This is a genomic window from Zobellella denitrificans (assembly GCF_002407485.1).
Lineage (GTDB): Bacteria > Pseudomonadota > Gammaproteobacteria > Enterobacterales > Aeromonadaceae > Oceanimonas > Oceanimonas denitrificans.
Map to the genome: position 1 here is coordinate 1,049,642 of NZ_CP012621.1, position 14,760 is coordinate 1,064,401.

Here is a 14,760-nt window from a genome sequence, read left to right on the forward strand (position 1 = left end):
AATGGCAGAAGTCTCATTAACACAACTTGCCAGTGACATCGACACACCGGTTGATCGTCTTGTCCAGCAGTTTCGGGAAGCCGGCATGGAAAAATCCAGCGTCGACATGGTATCCGAAACCGAAAAGGCCGCCCTGCTTGCGTTCTTGAAAAAACAGCACGGCGCTAACGACGATAATGAACCCAAACGGATGACCCTGAAACGCAAGACCAAGAGTACCCTGAGTGTGCAGGGTGCCGGTGGTAAGAACAAGGCGGTACAGGTCGAGGTGCGCAAGAAACGTACCTACGTAAGACGTGATTCGCTGGAAGAGCAGCAGCGTCAACAGGAAGCAGAAGAGCAGGCGCGTCTGGAGGCGGAAGCCCAGGCCCGTCGTGAGGCCGAAGAACAAGCCAGACGCGAAGCCGAAGAAAAGGCCAAACGCGAGGCGGAAGAAAAAGCCCGGCGTGAAGCGGAAGAAAAGGCCCGCCAAGCTCAGCTGCAAGCTCAGGACACCACGGAGCAAGGGGCCGCCAAGCCCCAGAGCAAAGAGCAGAAAAAGGCGGACGAAATGGCCAAACGCGAAGCAGAAAATCTGAAACGTCAGCGTGAGGAAGAAGCCTTGCGTAAAGCCGAGCTGGAAGCCCAGCAGAAGGCGGAAGAAGTACGCCGACTGGCGGAAGAAAACGAAAAACGCTGGGCCGAGGAAGCCGCCAAGAAGCAGCAGGAAGAGGGTGACTACCACGTCACCACCAACCGCCATGCCCAGGAAGCGGAAGACGAAGCCGATCAGACCGAAGAGCAGCGCGCCCGCCGCACCGGTGGCAAGAAGCGCAAGGGTGGCAAGTCCAAGGAAGACCGGGAAGATCGCGAAAGCCGGAACGAGCGCCTGAAGACCAAGGGCAAGCGCGCCAAGGTGATGACGCCCAAGTCGATGAAGCACGGTTTCCAGAAACCGGCTCAGCCGGTCAGCCGTGACGTGGAGATCGGCGAGACCATCACGGTGGCGGAACTGGCCAACAAGATGGCGGTCAAGGGTGCCGAAGTGATCAAGGCGATGATGAAGATGGGCGCCATGGTGACCATCAACCAGGTGATCGATCAGGAAACCGCCCAGCTGGTGGCGGAAGAGATGGGTCACAAGGTGGTGCTGCGCCGGGAGAACGAGCTGGAAGAGCGGGTGCTGTCGGATCGGGATACCGATGCCGAGCGCAGGCCGCGCGCCCCGGTGGTGACCATCATGGGTCACGTCGACCACGGCAAGACCTCCACCCTGGACTACATCCGTCGGACCAAGGTAGCGGCGGGCGAGGCCGGCGGCATCACCCAGCATATCGGTGCCTACCACGTTGAAACCGACAACGGCATGATCACCTTCCTGGACACCCCGGGTCACGCGGCCTTTACCGCCATGCGTGCCCGCGGTGCCAAGGCCACCGACATCGTGATCCTGGTGGTGGCGGCCGATGACGGCGTCATGCCCCAGACCATCGAGGCCATCCAGCACGCCAAGGCGGCGGGTGTACCGCTGATCGTGGCGGTGAACAAGATGGACAAGCCGGAAGCGGATCCGGACCGGGTCAAGAGCGAACTGTCCCAGCACGGCGTCATGTCCGAAGACTGGGGCGGCGAGAACATGTTCGTCCATATCTCCGCCAAGACCGGCATGGGCATCGACGAACTGCTGGAAGCCATACTGCTGCAGGCCGAGGTGCTGGAACTGACCGCGGTCTACGACGCCATGGCCTCGGGCGTGGTGATCGAGTCCCGCCTGGACAAGGGCCGTGGCCCCGTGGCCACCGTGCTGGTTCAGGACGGTACCCTGCATCAGGGCGACATCGTGCTGTGCGGCCTGGAATACGGCCGGGTTCGGGCGATGAAGGACGAGCTGGGCCGCGAGGTCAAGTCCGCCGGTCCTTCCATCCCGGTGGAAATCCTGGGATTGTCCGGGGTGCCGACCGCCGGTGACGAAGCCACCGTGGTGCGCGACGAGAAGAAGGCGCGGGAAGTGGCGCTGTACCGTCAGGGCAAGTTCCGCGAAGTCAAGCTGGCCCGTCAGCAGAAGGCCAAGCTGGAGAACATGTTCGCCAACATGAACGAAGGCGAAGTAGCCGAGATCAACCTGGTGCTGAAGGCCGACGTGCAGGGCTCCATTGAGGCGATTTCCGATTCGCTGCAGAAGCTCTCCACCGACGAGGTCAAGGTCAAGATCGTCGGCTCCGGCGTGGGTGGCATCACCGAGACCGACGCCAGCCTGGCGGCGGCCTCCAATGCCATCATCCTGGGCTTCAACGTGCGTGCCGACGCGGCCGCGCGCAAGGTGATCGAGGCGGAAGAGATCGATCTGCGCTACTACAGCGTGATCTACGAACTGCTGGACGAGGTGAAGCAGGCCATGACCGGCATGCTGGCCCCGGTGTTCAAGCAGGAGATCATCGGCCTGGCCCAGGTGCGCGACGTGTTCCGTTCGCCCAAGTTCGGTGCCATCGCCGGCTGTATGGTCACCGAGGGCGTGGTCAAGCGCAGCAACCCGATCCGGGTACTGCGCGACAACGTGGTGATCTACGAAGGCGAGCTCGAGTCCCTGCGCCGCTTCAAGGACGACGTGTCCGAAGTGCGCAATGGCATGGAGTGCGGTATCGGCGTGAAGAACTACAATGACGTCAGGGTGGGCGACCAGATCGAGGTCTACCAGATAGTGGAAGTGCAACGCACCCTCTGAGGGCGCGGTATTCGCCCCTGAACCACGCACAGTGTTAATCGATGGGGGCCTTGGGCCCCCTTTGTCTTGGAAAGCATTTATGGCCAGAGAATTCAGCCGTACCCGCCGGGTCGGGCAGGAATTGCAAAAAGAAATCGCCGTTATCCTGCAGCGGGAAATCAAGGACGAGCGTTTGGGCATGGTGACCGTGTCCGGGGTGGAAGTGTCCCGGGATCTGAACTATGCCAAGGTGTTCGTCACCTTCCTGGAAAATGATCCCGAGCGGATCGAAAAGGGCATGGCGGCCCTGAAGGATGCCAGCGGCTACATCCGCAGCCTGGTGGCCAAGGCGGTGCGGCTGCGGGTGACGCCCGAGCTGCGCTTCGTCTACGACCAGAGCCTGGTGGAAGGCATGCGCATCTCCACCCTGGTGTCCAGCACCATTGCCGAAGACAAGCGCCGCAGTGTCGGCCGTGACGATGAACAAGAGGAACAAAACTGAGATGGGGCGTCAGCGTCGTTTTCGTGGCCGTGAAGTCGACGGCATCCTGTTGCTGGACAAGCCGGCGGGCATCACCTCCAACGATGCCCTGCAGCAGGTCAAGCGTATCTACGCCGCCGCCAAGGCGGGGCACACCGGCGCCCTGGACCCCCTGGCCACCGGCATGCTGCCGATCTGCCTGGGGGAGGCGACCAAGTTTTCCCAGTTTCTGCTGGAGGCGGACAAGCGCTACCGGGTGGTGGCCAAGCTGGGCGAGCGTACCGACACCAGCGACGCCGACGGCGAGGTGGTCGAGCGCCGGCCGGTGAATGTCTCCGCCGGAGAGCTTATCGAGGCGCTGGATCATTTCCGCGGCGACATCGAGCAGGTGCCCTCCATGTATTCGGCGCTCAAGTACCAGGGCAAGCCTCTGTACCAGTACGCCCGTGAAGGCATTGAAGTGCCGCGGGAATCCCGCCCCATCACCGTCTACGAGCTCAAGCTGATCCGCTTCGAAGGGGACGAGGTGGAGCTGGAGGTGCACGCGAGCAAGGGCACCTATATCCGCACCATAGTGGACGACCTGGGCGAGCGCCTGGGCTGCGGTGCCCACGTGACCATGCTGCGGCGGCTGGCGGTGGCCGGCTATCCGGCGGAGCGCATGCTCACCCTGGAGCAGTTGCAGTGCATCCTCGACAACTGCAAGGCCAACGACGTTTCTCCCCGGCTGGAGCTGGATCCGCTGCTGCTGCCGATGGACACGGCGGTGCAGGGCCTGCCCGAGATCAACCTGTCCGAGCTGGTGGCGGGCTACCTGCTGCAGGGCCAGGCGGTGCAGGTGGCCGGCGCGCCGCTGGAAGGCTTCGTGCGCCTTACCGTCGGGCCCGAGCACCGTTTTGTCGGCGTCGGCGAAATCGACGACGACGGCAAGGTGGCGCCGCGCCGGCTGGTGCGCTGAGCACCAGGGCGGCGGCCCGCGCCACCGTCCTGGCGGCTGCGTATTTTCTGGTTGCCAAGGCGAACTTAACTGGTAGAATGCGCAGCTTCGTTTCCGGCTGAATTAGTGATCGGCTGGGAAAATCATTCATCGTTTTTGGAGTACATCACTATGTCACTAAGTGCTGAAATCAAGGCCCAGATCGTTGCCGACTTTGCCCGCGGCGAAGGCGACACCGGCTCCCCCGAAGTACAGGTCGCCCTGCTGAGCGCCCAGATCGACCACCTGCAAGGTCACTTCAAGCAGCACATCCACGATCACCACAGCCGCCGCGGCCTGCTGCGCATGGTATCCCAGCGTCGTAACCTGCTGGACTACCTGAAGCGCAAGGACGTTGAGCGCTACCGTGCACTGATCGAGAAGCTGGGCCTGCGTCGTTAATCGACCCCTCCGCTTTAAGAAAAAAGGAGCTTCGGCTCCTTTTTTCGTTTCCGCACGGCTATTACTGTTAACCATGAGTAGATAATTCTTTTCCTTCTGGCTGATTTATTCACGCCGGCAGGGGATCTAAAGTAGTGGCATTCCCTTTGTTTCAGGAGTTGCAGCATGATCCCGATGCCGGTGCTATTCGTTGCCCACGGCGCCCCCACCTATGCCCTCGAACCCGGCCTGGCCGGGGCGGGACTGGTGCGCCTGGGCGAGCGCCTGCCCAGGCCGAAGGCGGTGCTGGTACTCTCGCCCCACTGGATCAGCCGGGAGCCCAGGATCACCGGTGCGGCGCGGCCCGAGACCATCCACGATTTCGGTGGCTTTCCCGACGAACTCTACCGGCTGCAGTACCCGGCACCCGGTGCTCCGGCCCTGGCCGCCGCGCTGGCCACCTGGCTACGGGAGGCAGGCTACCGGGCGGAGCTGGACAAGGGGCGCGGCCTGGATCACGGCGCCTGGGTGCCGCTGCGCTTTCTCTATCCCGAGGCGGACGTGCCGGTGCTGCAGCTGTCGATGCCGGCCTGGCTGGATCCCGCCTCGAGCTGGGCGCTGGGGGAGGCGCTCCGGCCCTTGCGGGGGCAGGGCATACTGATCGTCGCCTCGGGCAGCCTGACCCACAACCTCTACGAATTTCGCCAGGGCGTCACCGCACCGGCGGATTACGCCCTGGCGTTCGAAAGCTGGGCCCGGGAGGCGGTCCGTCGCCACGACAAGGCGGCGCTGCTCGATTACCTGAATGCGCCCCACGGGCGACGGGCCCACCCCACCCCGGACCATTATCTGCCGCTGCTGATGGCGGCGGGAGCGGCCAGCCCGGACGGCGAGGTCGAGGTACTGGAAGGGGATATGCGCTACGGCATGCTGTCGATGGAGTCTTATCTGTTCGGCTAACCGGAAACCGGGATTTTTGCCGTCGATTCTGTCCTTTGAACGCGGATCCAGTATACTGTGCGGGCAAATTGAGAGCCCAAACAGTTTAAGGAATCGACAACGTGAATCCTATCGTAAAAACCTTCCAGTACGGCCAGCATACCGTCACCCTCGAGACCGGCGTGATGGCCCGCCAGGCCACCGGCGCCGTCATGGCCAGCATGGACGACACCGCCGTGCTGGTGACCGTGGTCGGCAAGCGCGAAGCCGACGAAAGCCGCGACTTCTTCCCGCTCACCGTGAACTACCAGGAGCGGACCTATGCCGCCGGCCGTATTCCCGGTGGCTTCTTCAAGCGCGAAGGCCGTCCGACGGAAGGGGAAACACTGACCGCCCGGTTGATCGACCGTCCCATCCGTCCGCTGTTTCCCGATGGTTTCAAGAATGAAGTCCAGGTGATCGCCACCGTCGTTTCCGCCAACCCGGAAATCGCCCCGGACATCATCTCCATGCTCGGCACCTCCGCCGCCCTGGCCATTTCCGGCATCCCCTTCGCCGGCCCCATCGGTGCCGCCCGCGTGGGTTACATGAACGGTCAATACGTGCTCAACCCCACCATCGGCGAGCTGGAAAACAGTGAGCTGGATCTGGTGGTGGCCGGTACCGCCAACGCCGTGCTGATGGTGGAGTCCGAAGCCAATATCCTGCCCGAAGAAGTGATGCTGGGCGCCGTGGTCTATGGCCACGAGCAGATGGCGACCGCCATCGCCGCCATCAACGAGTTTGCCGCCGAAGTCGGCACCCAGCCCTGGGACTGGCAGCCGGCCGCCGAAAACGAGGCGCTCAAGGCCAAGATAGCCGAGCTGGCCGCCCAGGATCTGGGCGAAGCCTATCGCATCATCGACAAGACTGCCCGTCGCGATGCCATCAGCGACATCAAGGCCCGGGTGCAGGAAACCATCCTGACCGAGAGCCCGGAACAGGGCATCAAGGAAATCCAGGACCAACTGGGCAAGCTGGAAAAGAACATCGTCCGTGGCCGGGTGGTTCGTGGCGAGCCGCGCATCGACGGCCGTGAGCCGGACATGATCCGCGCCATCAACGTGGCCACCGGCCTGCTGCCCCGTACCCACGGTTCGGCCCTGTTCACCCGCGGCGAAACCCAGGCCCTGGTTGCCGCTACCCTGGGCACCGAGCGGGATGCCCAACTGATCGACGAACTGACCGGCGGTCGTACCAACCGCTTTATGCTGCACTACAACTTCCCCCCTTACTGTGTGGGTGAGACCGGCATGGTCGGCAGCCCCAAGCGTCGGGAAATCGGCCATGGCCGCCTGGCCAAGCGTGGCGTGGCGGCGGTGATGCCGAGTGCGGAAGCCTTCCCCTATACCGTACGGGTGGTGTCTGAAATCACCGAATCCAACGGTTCTTCCTCCATGGCCTCCGTCTGCGGCACCTCCCTGGCGCTGATGGACGCGGGCGTGCCGATCAAGGCGTCCGTGGCCGGTATCGCCATGGGGCTGGTGAAGGAAGAAGAAGGTTTTGTGGTGTTGTCCGATATCCTGGGTGACGAAGATCACCTGGGCGACATGGATTTCAAGGTGGCCGGTACCACCGAGGGTGTGACCGCCCTGCAGATGGACATCAAGATCGAAGGCATCACCAAGGAAATCATGGAAGTGGCGCTCAAGCAGGCGCGCAACGCCCGGCTGCACATCCTCAAGGTGATGGACGAGGCCATCAATGCGCCCCGTGCCGAGATCTCCGATTTCGCCCCGCGCATCCACACCATCAAGATCAACCCTGAGAAGATCAAGGACGTGATCGGCAAGGGTGGCTCCACCATCCGCGCCCTGACCGAGGAAACCGGCACCACCATCGAGCTGGATGACGACGGTACCGTCAAGATCGCCGCCGTCGACGGCGAAGCCGCCAAGCTGGCCATCCGCCGCATCGAGCAGCTGACCGCGGAAGTGGAAAGCGGCACCATCTACGAAGGTCAGGTGGTGCGCCTGGCCGACTTCGGTGCCTTCGTCAACATCCTGCCCGGCAAGGACGGTCTGGTGCACATCTCCCAGATCACCGAAGAGCGGGTCAAGAATGTGTCCGATCACCTGAAGGTGGGCGACAAGGTCAAGGTCAAGGTGCTGGAAGTGGACCGTCAGGGCCGTATCCGCCTGTCCATCAAGGAAGCCAACAAGCCGGCCGACGCCGAGGCGCCGGCGGCGGAAGAAGCCAAGGTGGAAGCGCCGGCCGAAAACGCCGAATAAGCGAATCGCCTGAAAGCATTAACGAAAAAGCCGGGAACCATCCCGGCTTTTTTATTTTCAGTGGGCGGCATTCTCCGCCCCTAATGACTTCCAGCTTCCGGCCTCAGACTTCGGCGGCCTGTGGGCCGTGGGGCTGGCGGGTGTTCTGCTCCTGCTCCAGGTTGCGCAGCAGTATGCCGAACTCCACCTCCACCTCGGCGGGCAGCGGCAGGTAGACCACATGACCATTGCCGGGCGCTACCTCCACGCGTTCGCCCTTGCGGTTTTTCATGGCTTCCAGGGTAAAGCTGAGGTTGCCCCGCGGGGTCATCAGCTCCAGGCTGTTGCCCACCAGGAACTTGTTCTTCACCGCCACTTCCACCCAGTCGCCGTCACGGCCGGTGATCTCGCCCACGAACTGCTGGCTGGTAGACACCGAGTAGCCGTAGTCGTAGTTCTGGTAGTCGCTGTGGGCATGGCGCTTGAGAAAGCCCTCGGTATAGCCCCGGTGGGCCAGGTTTTCCAGGGTGCTCATCAGGGTGGCGTCGAAGGGACGGCCGGCCACGGCGTCGTCGATGGCCTTGCGATAGACCTGGGCGGTGCGGGCCACATAGTAGAAGGACTTGGTACGTCCCTCGATCTTGAGCGAATGCACGCCCATCCGGGTCAGGCGCTCCACGTACTGCACCGCGCGCAGATCCTTGGAGTTCATGATGTAGGTGCCGTGCTCGTCCTCGAAGGCGGCCATGTATTCGCCGGGCCTGTTGCCTTCCTCCAGCAGTACCACCTGGTCACTGGGCTGGCCTGCGCCCAGGGTGGGCGCCACCGGCTGCACCAGGATCGGCTCCTGTTTGTGCACTATCTGGCCGGCGTCGTCTTCCCTGGCCTCGTGCACCTTGTATTCCCAGCGGCAGGCGTTGGTGCAGGTGCCCTGGTTGGGATCGCGCTTGTTGATGTAGCCCGACAGCAGGCAACGGCCGGAATAGGCCATGCACAGGGCGCCGTGCACGAACACCTCCAGCTCGATCTCCGGACACTGGGAACGGATTTCTTCTATTTCCTCCAGCGACAGCTCGCGGGAGAGGATCACCCGCTCGATGCCGTAGTCCTGCCAGAATTTCACCGAGGCCCAGTTGACCGCGTTGGCCTGCACCGACAGGTGGATGGGCATGTGCGGGAAATGCTGGCGCACCAGCATGATCAGGCCGGGATCGGACATGATAAGGGCGTCGGGGCCCATCTCCACCACCGGCTTCATGTCGCGCAGGAAGGTCTTGAGCTTGGCGTTGTGGGGCTGGATGTTGACCACCACGTAGAACTTCTTGCCGAGGGCATGGGCTTCGTCGATGCCGATCTTGAGGTTTTCGTGGTTGAATTCGTTGTTGCGTACCCGCAGCGAGTAGCGGGGCTGGCCGGCGTACACCGCGTCGGCGCCATAGGCGAAGGCGTAGCGCATGTTCTTGAGGGTGCCGGCGGGGGACAGCAGTTCGGGTGTAAACATGGAATTTCTCGTCTGATCTCAGGTCAGCGGCCGCCACCAGATGGCGGCCGGGGCGGGCATTTTACTCCTCCCCGGCGAGAAATTCGAGCAGGCTACCGGGCCAGTTCGATGCGCTCCACGTCCAGTTCCACCTGGTTCCAATCCTTGTCGATCTCGCCCCAGAGGGTGACCCGGGTCTCGGGGGTGACCTCCAGTCCACGCCATTCGTCGTCGTCGATCTCGACCACCAGGTTGCCGCTGTCGTCCTGGAAGCGGTATTTCTCGTCTCCCAGGGATTCGGTGATCACGCCGCTCAGGCGAACCTGGGCGTCGTCCGACAGTTCCAGGGCCTGGGCGACGCTGACGGCCTCGGTGCGGTCCGGCCCCTGGAAGCCGCCCGGTTCGGTGGCGGCGAAGGCGGAGCCGGTAAGGGTGGTGAGGCCGATAAGGGCGGCGATAAAGGTCTTGTTCATCATGGTACTCCGGTGTCGTTGAATAGCCCTCATCTTAGCCGCTAAAGCTTAACTCAACCTTAAGTCGGCAGCTCCAGCCGGACCCGCAGCCCCCCTTGCCCGTCGTGGCGCTCCAGAAAGCGCAGCCGAGCACCGTGCGCCTGGGCTATCTGCTGGCAGATGGCCAGCCCCAGTCCCAGCCCTTCACTCTTGCTGTCGAGGCGGGTGTGGCCGGCCTCCATGTGCTGGCGCAGCACCGGGGGGATACCGGGGCCATTATCTTCGACTTCCAGCACCCAGCCGCCGGCGGCGGCCTGCAGGGACAGGCTGACCCCGGTGCCGGCCGGGCAGTGCCGCAGGCAATTGCCGAGCAGGTTGTCGAGCAGGATGCCGAGCAGGGTAGCCTCGCCCCGGCAGGGGGCAGGCGTCAGGCTGGCGGTCAGCTCGATGCCACCGGCCTCGGCGCGGTGACGGCAGCGGGTGATCGCCTCCCGGCACAGCAGGTCGAGCTGCAGGGGGGCAAAACGATGCTGCCAGCGGCCCTGATCCAGCCGGGCCAGGATCAGCAACTGTTCCACCACCCGGGCGATGCGATCGATTTCCGCCCGCACGACCGGCAGCTCCGGCTCGGGACCGGCGAGCTCCAGCTTGAGGGTGGCCAGCGGCGTCCTGAGTTCATGGGCCAGATCGCTGGCAAAGCGCCGCTCCCGGCCGAGCACCTCGTCCACGTCCTTGATCAACTGGTTGAGGCTGTCGCCGAGCAGGGCTATCTCGCGCAGGGGAGTCTGCACCCGAAGCGGTGTCAGGCTGTCGGCCGAGCGCTGTTCCAGCTGTTTTACCAGCCGGGAAAGGGGCCAGAGCACCAGGCTGATCAAGAGGGCCAGCAGCAGCAGGTTGATGCCGTTGCCGAGCAGGGCCGGGGTGATGATGTCCTCGAGGATGTCCTCCTGCAGCTCCCGGTACAGGTCGTCCCGGCGCAGCAGCTGCACCAGCAGTCGGCCGTGCCGGTGCTGGTGGCCGAACCAGGTGTGGCCGTCGAACTCGAGCCGGATCCCTGTGCTGTCGTGTCGCTGCGGCCAGGGCGGCTGGCCGAGGTTGCTGACCAACCGGCGCTGATCGAGATCGATCACATTGACCAGCAGGGTGTCTTCGTCGTCTTCCCGGAAGCCGTCGCGCAGCAGTTGCTCCAGGCGGGCAGGAGAAAGGCCGCCGTCGGTGGCAGCCAGCAGGCGGGCCAGCACTCGGCTCTGTTGCTGCAGATCCTCCTCGATCAGCTCGCGAAATTCGGCGTCGGCCACCCGGTAGGTGCTGACGATGCCGAGCAGGCCGGCGAGCAGGGTGGACAGGGCCAGCAGCCAGGCCAACCGGCTCAGGCGAACCTTCATGGCGCCACCAGCCGATAGCCCTGGCCGCGCAGGGTCTGGATCCGCTCCTTGCCCAGTTGCCGGCGCAGGGCATGGATATGGACTTCCAGGGTGTTGGAGTCGGCGCCGTTGCCGAGGCCGTAGAGCTGCTGGGTCAGCCGCTCCCGGCTGACCACCTTGCCGGCGGCCATGATCAGCACGGTGAGCAGCTGCAGCTCCTTGGGTGGCAGCTCCAGGGGCTGATCCGCCAGCAGGAACTGCCGGCGGTCGGGATAAAAGCAGAGATCGCCCACCCGGATGACGGCACCGGCCCGGCCGGCCCGGCGGCGCAGCAGCACCCGGATCCGCGCCAGCAGCTCATCAGGCTCGAAAGGCTTGACCAGGTAGTCGTCGGCGCCGGTATCCAGGCCCTGGATGCGGTCGTCCAGCTGGTCCCGGGCGGAGAGGATCAGCACCGGCACCGGCTGCTCCGTACTGCGCAACTGCTGCAGCCAGGCCAGGCCGTCACCGTCGGGCAGGCCCAGATCGAGCAGCACCAGATCGACCTCGGCGGCGGCAAAATGCGTCCTGGCGTCCCTCAGGGTACGCACCCAGTCGACCCGGTAGTGGCCCTGCAGCAGTTTCAGCAGGGCACGGCCCAGGGCCAGGTCGTCCTCAACCAGCAGCAGGTACATAGGCAGTCTCCAGGGGCTCGAAGCGGCAATGCAGCACCAGACTGGTGCTCTGGCCCGGCAGCAGCCAGGGTGCGCGCAGGCGGGCGCTTTCCACACAGACGAAACCCGAGGCGTCCGTCATGTCGGCCGGCAGCGCCGGGCCGGGGTTCCACAGCACCAGGCTATCGTGGTAGCGGTGTTCCAGCCGGAGCCGTCGATCGCCGGCGTGCAGCAGGGTCTTGCCCCGGGGGGCGGTATAGATGCGATCGAAGGGGGGCGTGAAGCGACAGCTGTCGTCACCGCTGACGTGGCAGTCTTTCAGGCTGTCCCGGTAGTCCGGGCCCAGCCCCTCGATGCGGCAGTCCGCCACCCGGGGCACGGCGAAATAGCTGTGCAGGGCCAGCTGGACCCTGGCCGCCGCGCCGCCCAGGTTGATGGTGGTGGCCTCGAGTTCGAGTTCGGCGCCGAGGCACAGCCGTTGCCGCAGTTCGAGCGTTCCATCCTGAAAGGTGAGTGTCAGGGTCACGGCCTGCTCGTCTTCTTCCACCCGCTCCAGCTGCCAGTGGCCCAGGCGGGCGGTACCGTGCTGGGGTCCCTGGTTCTGCTTGCCGAACCAGGGCCAGCACAGGGGGATGCCGCCGCGGATCGGCTTGCTGCCGTCCAGCACGGCCTGGCCGCTCAGCCAGAGCAGCTCTGGCTGGCCTGCCGGGCGGTACTGCAGCAACTGGCCGCCCAGCAGACTGAGCAGGGCCCGGACCCTGGGGTGCTCTATCAGGATAAACTCGAGACCGGGGGCGTTGTTCATCAGCCGGCAGCTGGACGAGAGGGAGCGAAGCGGAGTCAGTGTCATGGGTGGTACTCGTCGATAAAAACGAAAAAGCGGCCAGAAGGCCGCTTTTAATATTAACGGGTTATATCCCCGAATGTTACTTGGAGATATGGGCGACCAGATCCAGCACCTTGTTGGAGTAGCCGATCTCGTTGTCGTACCAGGATACCAGCTTGACGAAGTTGTCGTTCAGGGCGATACCGGCCTTGGCGTCGAACACGGAAGTGCACACTTCGCCGATGAAGTCGTTGGAGACCACATCGTCCTCGGTATAGGCCAGGATGCCCTTCAGTTCGCCTTCGGCGGCGGCCTTGACGGCGGCGCAGATGTCGGCGTAGGAAGCGGCCTTCTCCAGGCGTACGGTCAGGTCAACCACGGACACGTCCGGGGTGGGGACACGGAAGGCCATGCCGGTCAGCTTGCCGTTCAGCTCGGGGATCACCTTGCCCACGGCCTTGGCGGCACCGGTGGAGGAGGGGATGATGTTCTGGCCGGCACCGCGGCCGCCGCGCCAGTCTTTGGCGGAGGGGCCGTCCACGGTCTTCTGGGTGGCGGTGGTGGCGTGCACCGTGGTCATCAGGCCTTCGACGATGCCGAACTTGTCGTTGATGACCTTGGCCAGGGGCGCCAGGCAGTTGGTGGTGCAGGAGGCGTTGGACACGATGTCCTGGCCGGCGTAGGCATCGTGGTTCACGCCCATCACGAACATGGGGGTGTCGTCCTTGGACGGACCGGTCAGTACCACCTTCTTGGCACCGGCCTGGATGTGCTTGCGGGCGGTGTCGTCGGTCAGGAAGATACCGGTGGCTTCGGCCACCACGTCCACGCCCACTTCGTCCCATTTCAGGGCGGCGGGATCGCGTTCGGCGGTCACGCGGATGGCCTTGCCGTTGACGATCAGCTGGCCACCTTCAACGGCCACGGTGCCCTTGAAACGGCCGTGGGTGGAGTCGTACTTCAGCATGTACGCCATGTATTCCGGATCCAGCAGATCGTTGATGGCCACCACCTCGATGTCATCACGCTCGCAAGCTGCACGGAACACGAAGCGGCCGATGCGACCGAAACCGTTGATACCTACTTTGATAGTCATAAGTTCACCTGACTCTTTAAGTTGTGAAGAATTACGTTATGAAAAAATCTATTGGTTGTAAAATTACAAAAAAAAGACGCGGCGTCAACCCAAAACCTCGGCGGTTTTGTGCTGGATCATGATTTACTGAAATTTTATTTCGTTTGTGCACGGAAAAAATACCGTGACCACGCCATTTTTGAATGAGGGCTGCAGCGGGCCGGGTACAGGGATTGGCTGTATCCGGCCATGAAGTCAGTATAGAAGTGGATCTGTGGTTTTATCTTTGGAGATAAGTGCCATTTTTCAGCCGCTGCACGATATGGTCGGCCTGCTGCTGCATGTCCTGTTGCTGCTGTTCATCGAAGCGGGCATAAGCATCCATCCGGTTCAGGTTGACGCCTGCCTGCTGGTCCAGAGATACCAGTACCCGGGCCCAGACCCAGGCGTCGCTGTAACGTTTGCCGCTGATGTAGAGGTTGATCAGGTTGGCGATAATGCCGGTATCTATGGTTGCACCAGCCGGATAGAGCCCCAGCGCCTGGTGCAGGGCTTGCTCGGCAGCCTGCTTGTCCCGGGGAGCCAGGAGCTCGGCCAGCGCTTTTTGCAGCTCGGGCTGCTGCATGAGCGGGTTGCCGGCCTGGTTGAGAAACCCGATCCTGGCCTGGTGATCTCCATGCCGCTGCCAGTGCCAGAGCTGCAGGTAGGGATAATCGGAAGTGCGGGTTTCCTGCTCTAGCTGCCGGAGATCCTCCCTGGCCTTGATCACGGCATCCAGCTTGTCGTTCTTGCGTTCCTTGCGCTTGGTATACTCGATGCCCAGCAGGGGTTCCAGGCAGTCGTGGTAGCGGTCCAGCTCGACCATAAGAGAATAGGCGCTGGCATCATCGGGGCTGATCGAATACTGGCGACGGGCCCTGATAAGATCGGAGCGTTCAAATTTACACCAGCTGTCCACATGTAGATCCGCACAAAGGCTGGGGTTGGAATCGCAAAGGGTCTTGATGCGATCTTGCTCACAACCTGCCAAAAAGAGGAGGGGAAGAAGCATTACAAAGGGTGTTTTGATATTCATTTGAAGCTCTTTGTGGCTGTCCTTAGTCTGGTAATCATACCCCCTATCCACTAAAATGGGCGCGCTTAAATAAAGCGAGCGGGGCATGTTTTTTGCCCGCTATCCGATACTAACGACGGTTACGTGAAT

13 protein-coding genes are annotated in these 14,760 nt (G+C 63.1%); 6 read left to right on the forward strand and 7 right to left on the reverse strand.

All coding sequences use genetic code 11. The features are described from left to right. Position 1: 1 nt before the first annotated feature. The 6 genes from infB (at position 2) to pnp (ending at position 7,727) form a co-directional block, all read left to right on the forward strand. Positions 2–2,701, forward strand: a complete 2,700-nt coding sequence (gene infB, locus AN401_RS05075) for a translation initiation factor IF-2 (protein ID WP_094038005.1) — start codon at positions 2–4, stop codon at positions 2,699–2,701. A 79-nt stretch (positions 2,702–2,780) separates the two neighbouring features. Further along, positions 2,781–3,182 (forward strand): 30S ribosome-binding factor RbfA, encoded by a 402-nt coding sequence (gene rbfA, locus AN401_RS05080; RefSeq protein ID WP_094038006.1) that lies wholly within the window; start codon positions 2,781–2,783, stop codon positions 3,180–3,182. A 1-nt stretch (position 3,183) separates the two neighbouring features. Beyond that, on the forward strand, positions 3,184–4,119 hold the full coding sequence (gene truB, locus AN401_RS05085; RefSeq protein ID WP_094038007.1) for a tRNA pseudouridine(55) synthase TruB: 936 nt from the start codon (positions 3,184–3,186) through the stop codon (positions 4,117–4,119). Between the two features lie 150 nt (positions 4,120–4,269). Further along, entirely contained in the window at positions 4,270–4,539 is a 270-nt protein-coding gene (gene rpsO / locus AN401_RS05090) for a 30S ribosomal protein S15 (RefSeq protein ID WP_094038008.1), read from the forward strand. A 165-nt stretch (positions 4,540–4,704) separates the two neighbouring features. Further along, a complete protein-coding gene (locus AN401_RS05095; RefSeq protein WP_096778688.1) occupies positions 4,705–5,478 on the forward strand; it encodes a dioxygenase family protein in 774 nt (257 codons plus the stop codon). A 101-nt stretch (positions 5,479–5,579) separates the two neighbouring features. Next, positions 5,580–7,727 carry a polyribonucleotide nucleotidyltransferase gene (gene pnp / locus AN401_RS05100; RefSeq protein ID WP_094038010.1) on the forward strand — a complete coding sequence of 716 codons (2,148 nt, stop codon included), beginning with the start codon at positions 5,580–5,582 and terminating at the stop codon, positions 7,725–7,727. A gap of 103 nt (positions 7,728–7,830) precedes the next feature. Here pnp and trhP read toward each other — a convergent pair whose 3' ends face one another. The 7 genes from trhP to AN401_RS05135 form a co-directional block, all read right to left on the reverse strand. Continuing rightward, positions 7,831–9,207 carry a prephenate-dependent tRNA uridine(34) hydroxylase TrhP gene (trhP, locus tag AN401_RS05105; RefSeq protein ID WP_096778689.1) on the reverse strand — a complete coding sequence of 459 codons (1,377 nt, stop codon included), beginning with the start codon at positions 9,205–9,207 and terminating at the stop codon, positions 7,831–7,833. Between the two features lie 92 nt (positions 9,208–9,299). Further along, entirely contained in the window at positions 9,300–9,662 is a 363-nt protein-coding gene (locus AN401_RS05110) for a YgiW/YdeI family stress tolerance OB fold protein (RefSeq protein ID WP_232513390.1), read from the reverse strand. 56 nt (positions 9,663–9,718) lie between these two features. Then, on the reverse strand, positions 9,719–11,023 hold the full coding sequence (locus tag AN401_RS05115; RefSeq protein ID WP_094038013.1) for an ATP-binding protein: 1,305 nt from the start codon (positions 11,021–11,023) through the stop codon (positions 9,719–9,721). Continuing rightward, entirely contained in the window at positions 11,020–11,676 is a 657-nt protein-coding gene (locus tag AN401_RS05120) for a response regulator (protein WP_094038014.1), read from the reverse strand. Before AN401_RS05120 ends, AN401_RS05115 begins: the two co-directional genes overlap by 4 nt. Then, on the reverse strand, positions 11,657–12,505 hold the full coding sequence (locus AN401_RS05125; RefSeq protein WP_096778691.1) for an aldose epimerase family protein: 849 nt from the start codon (positions 12,503–12,505) through the stop codon (positions 11,657–11,659). Before AN401_RS05125 ends, AN401_RS05120 begins: the two co-directional genes overlap by 20 nt. A gap of 76 nt (positions 12,506–12,581) precedes the next feature. Then, positions 12,582–13,577, reverse strand: a complete 996-nt coding sequence (gapA, locus tag AN401_RS05130) for a glyceraldehyde-3-phosphate dehydrogenase (RefSeq protein WP_094038016.1) — start codon at positions 13,575–13,577, stop codon at positions 12,582–12,584. Positions 13,578–13,836: 259 nt separating this feature from the next. Next, entirely contained in the window at positions 13,837–14,718 is an 882-nt protein-coding gene (locus AN401_RS05135) for a DUF2989 domain-containing protein (protein ID WP_094038017.1), read from the reverse strand. Positions 14,719–14,760 lie beyond the last annotated feature (42 nt).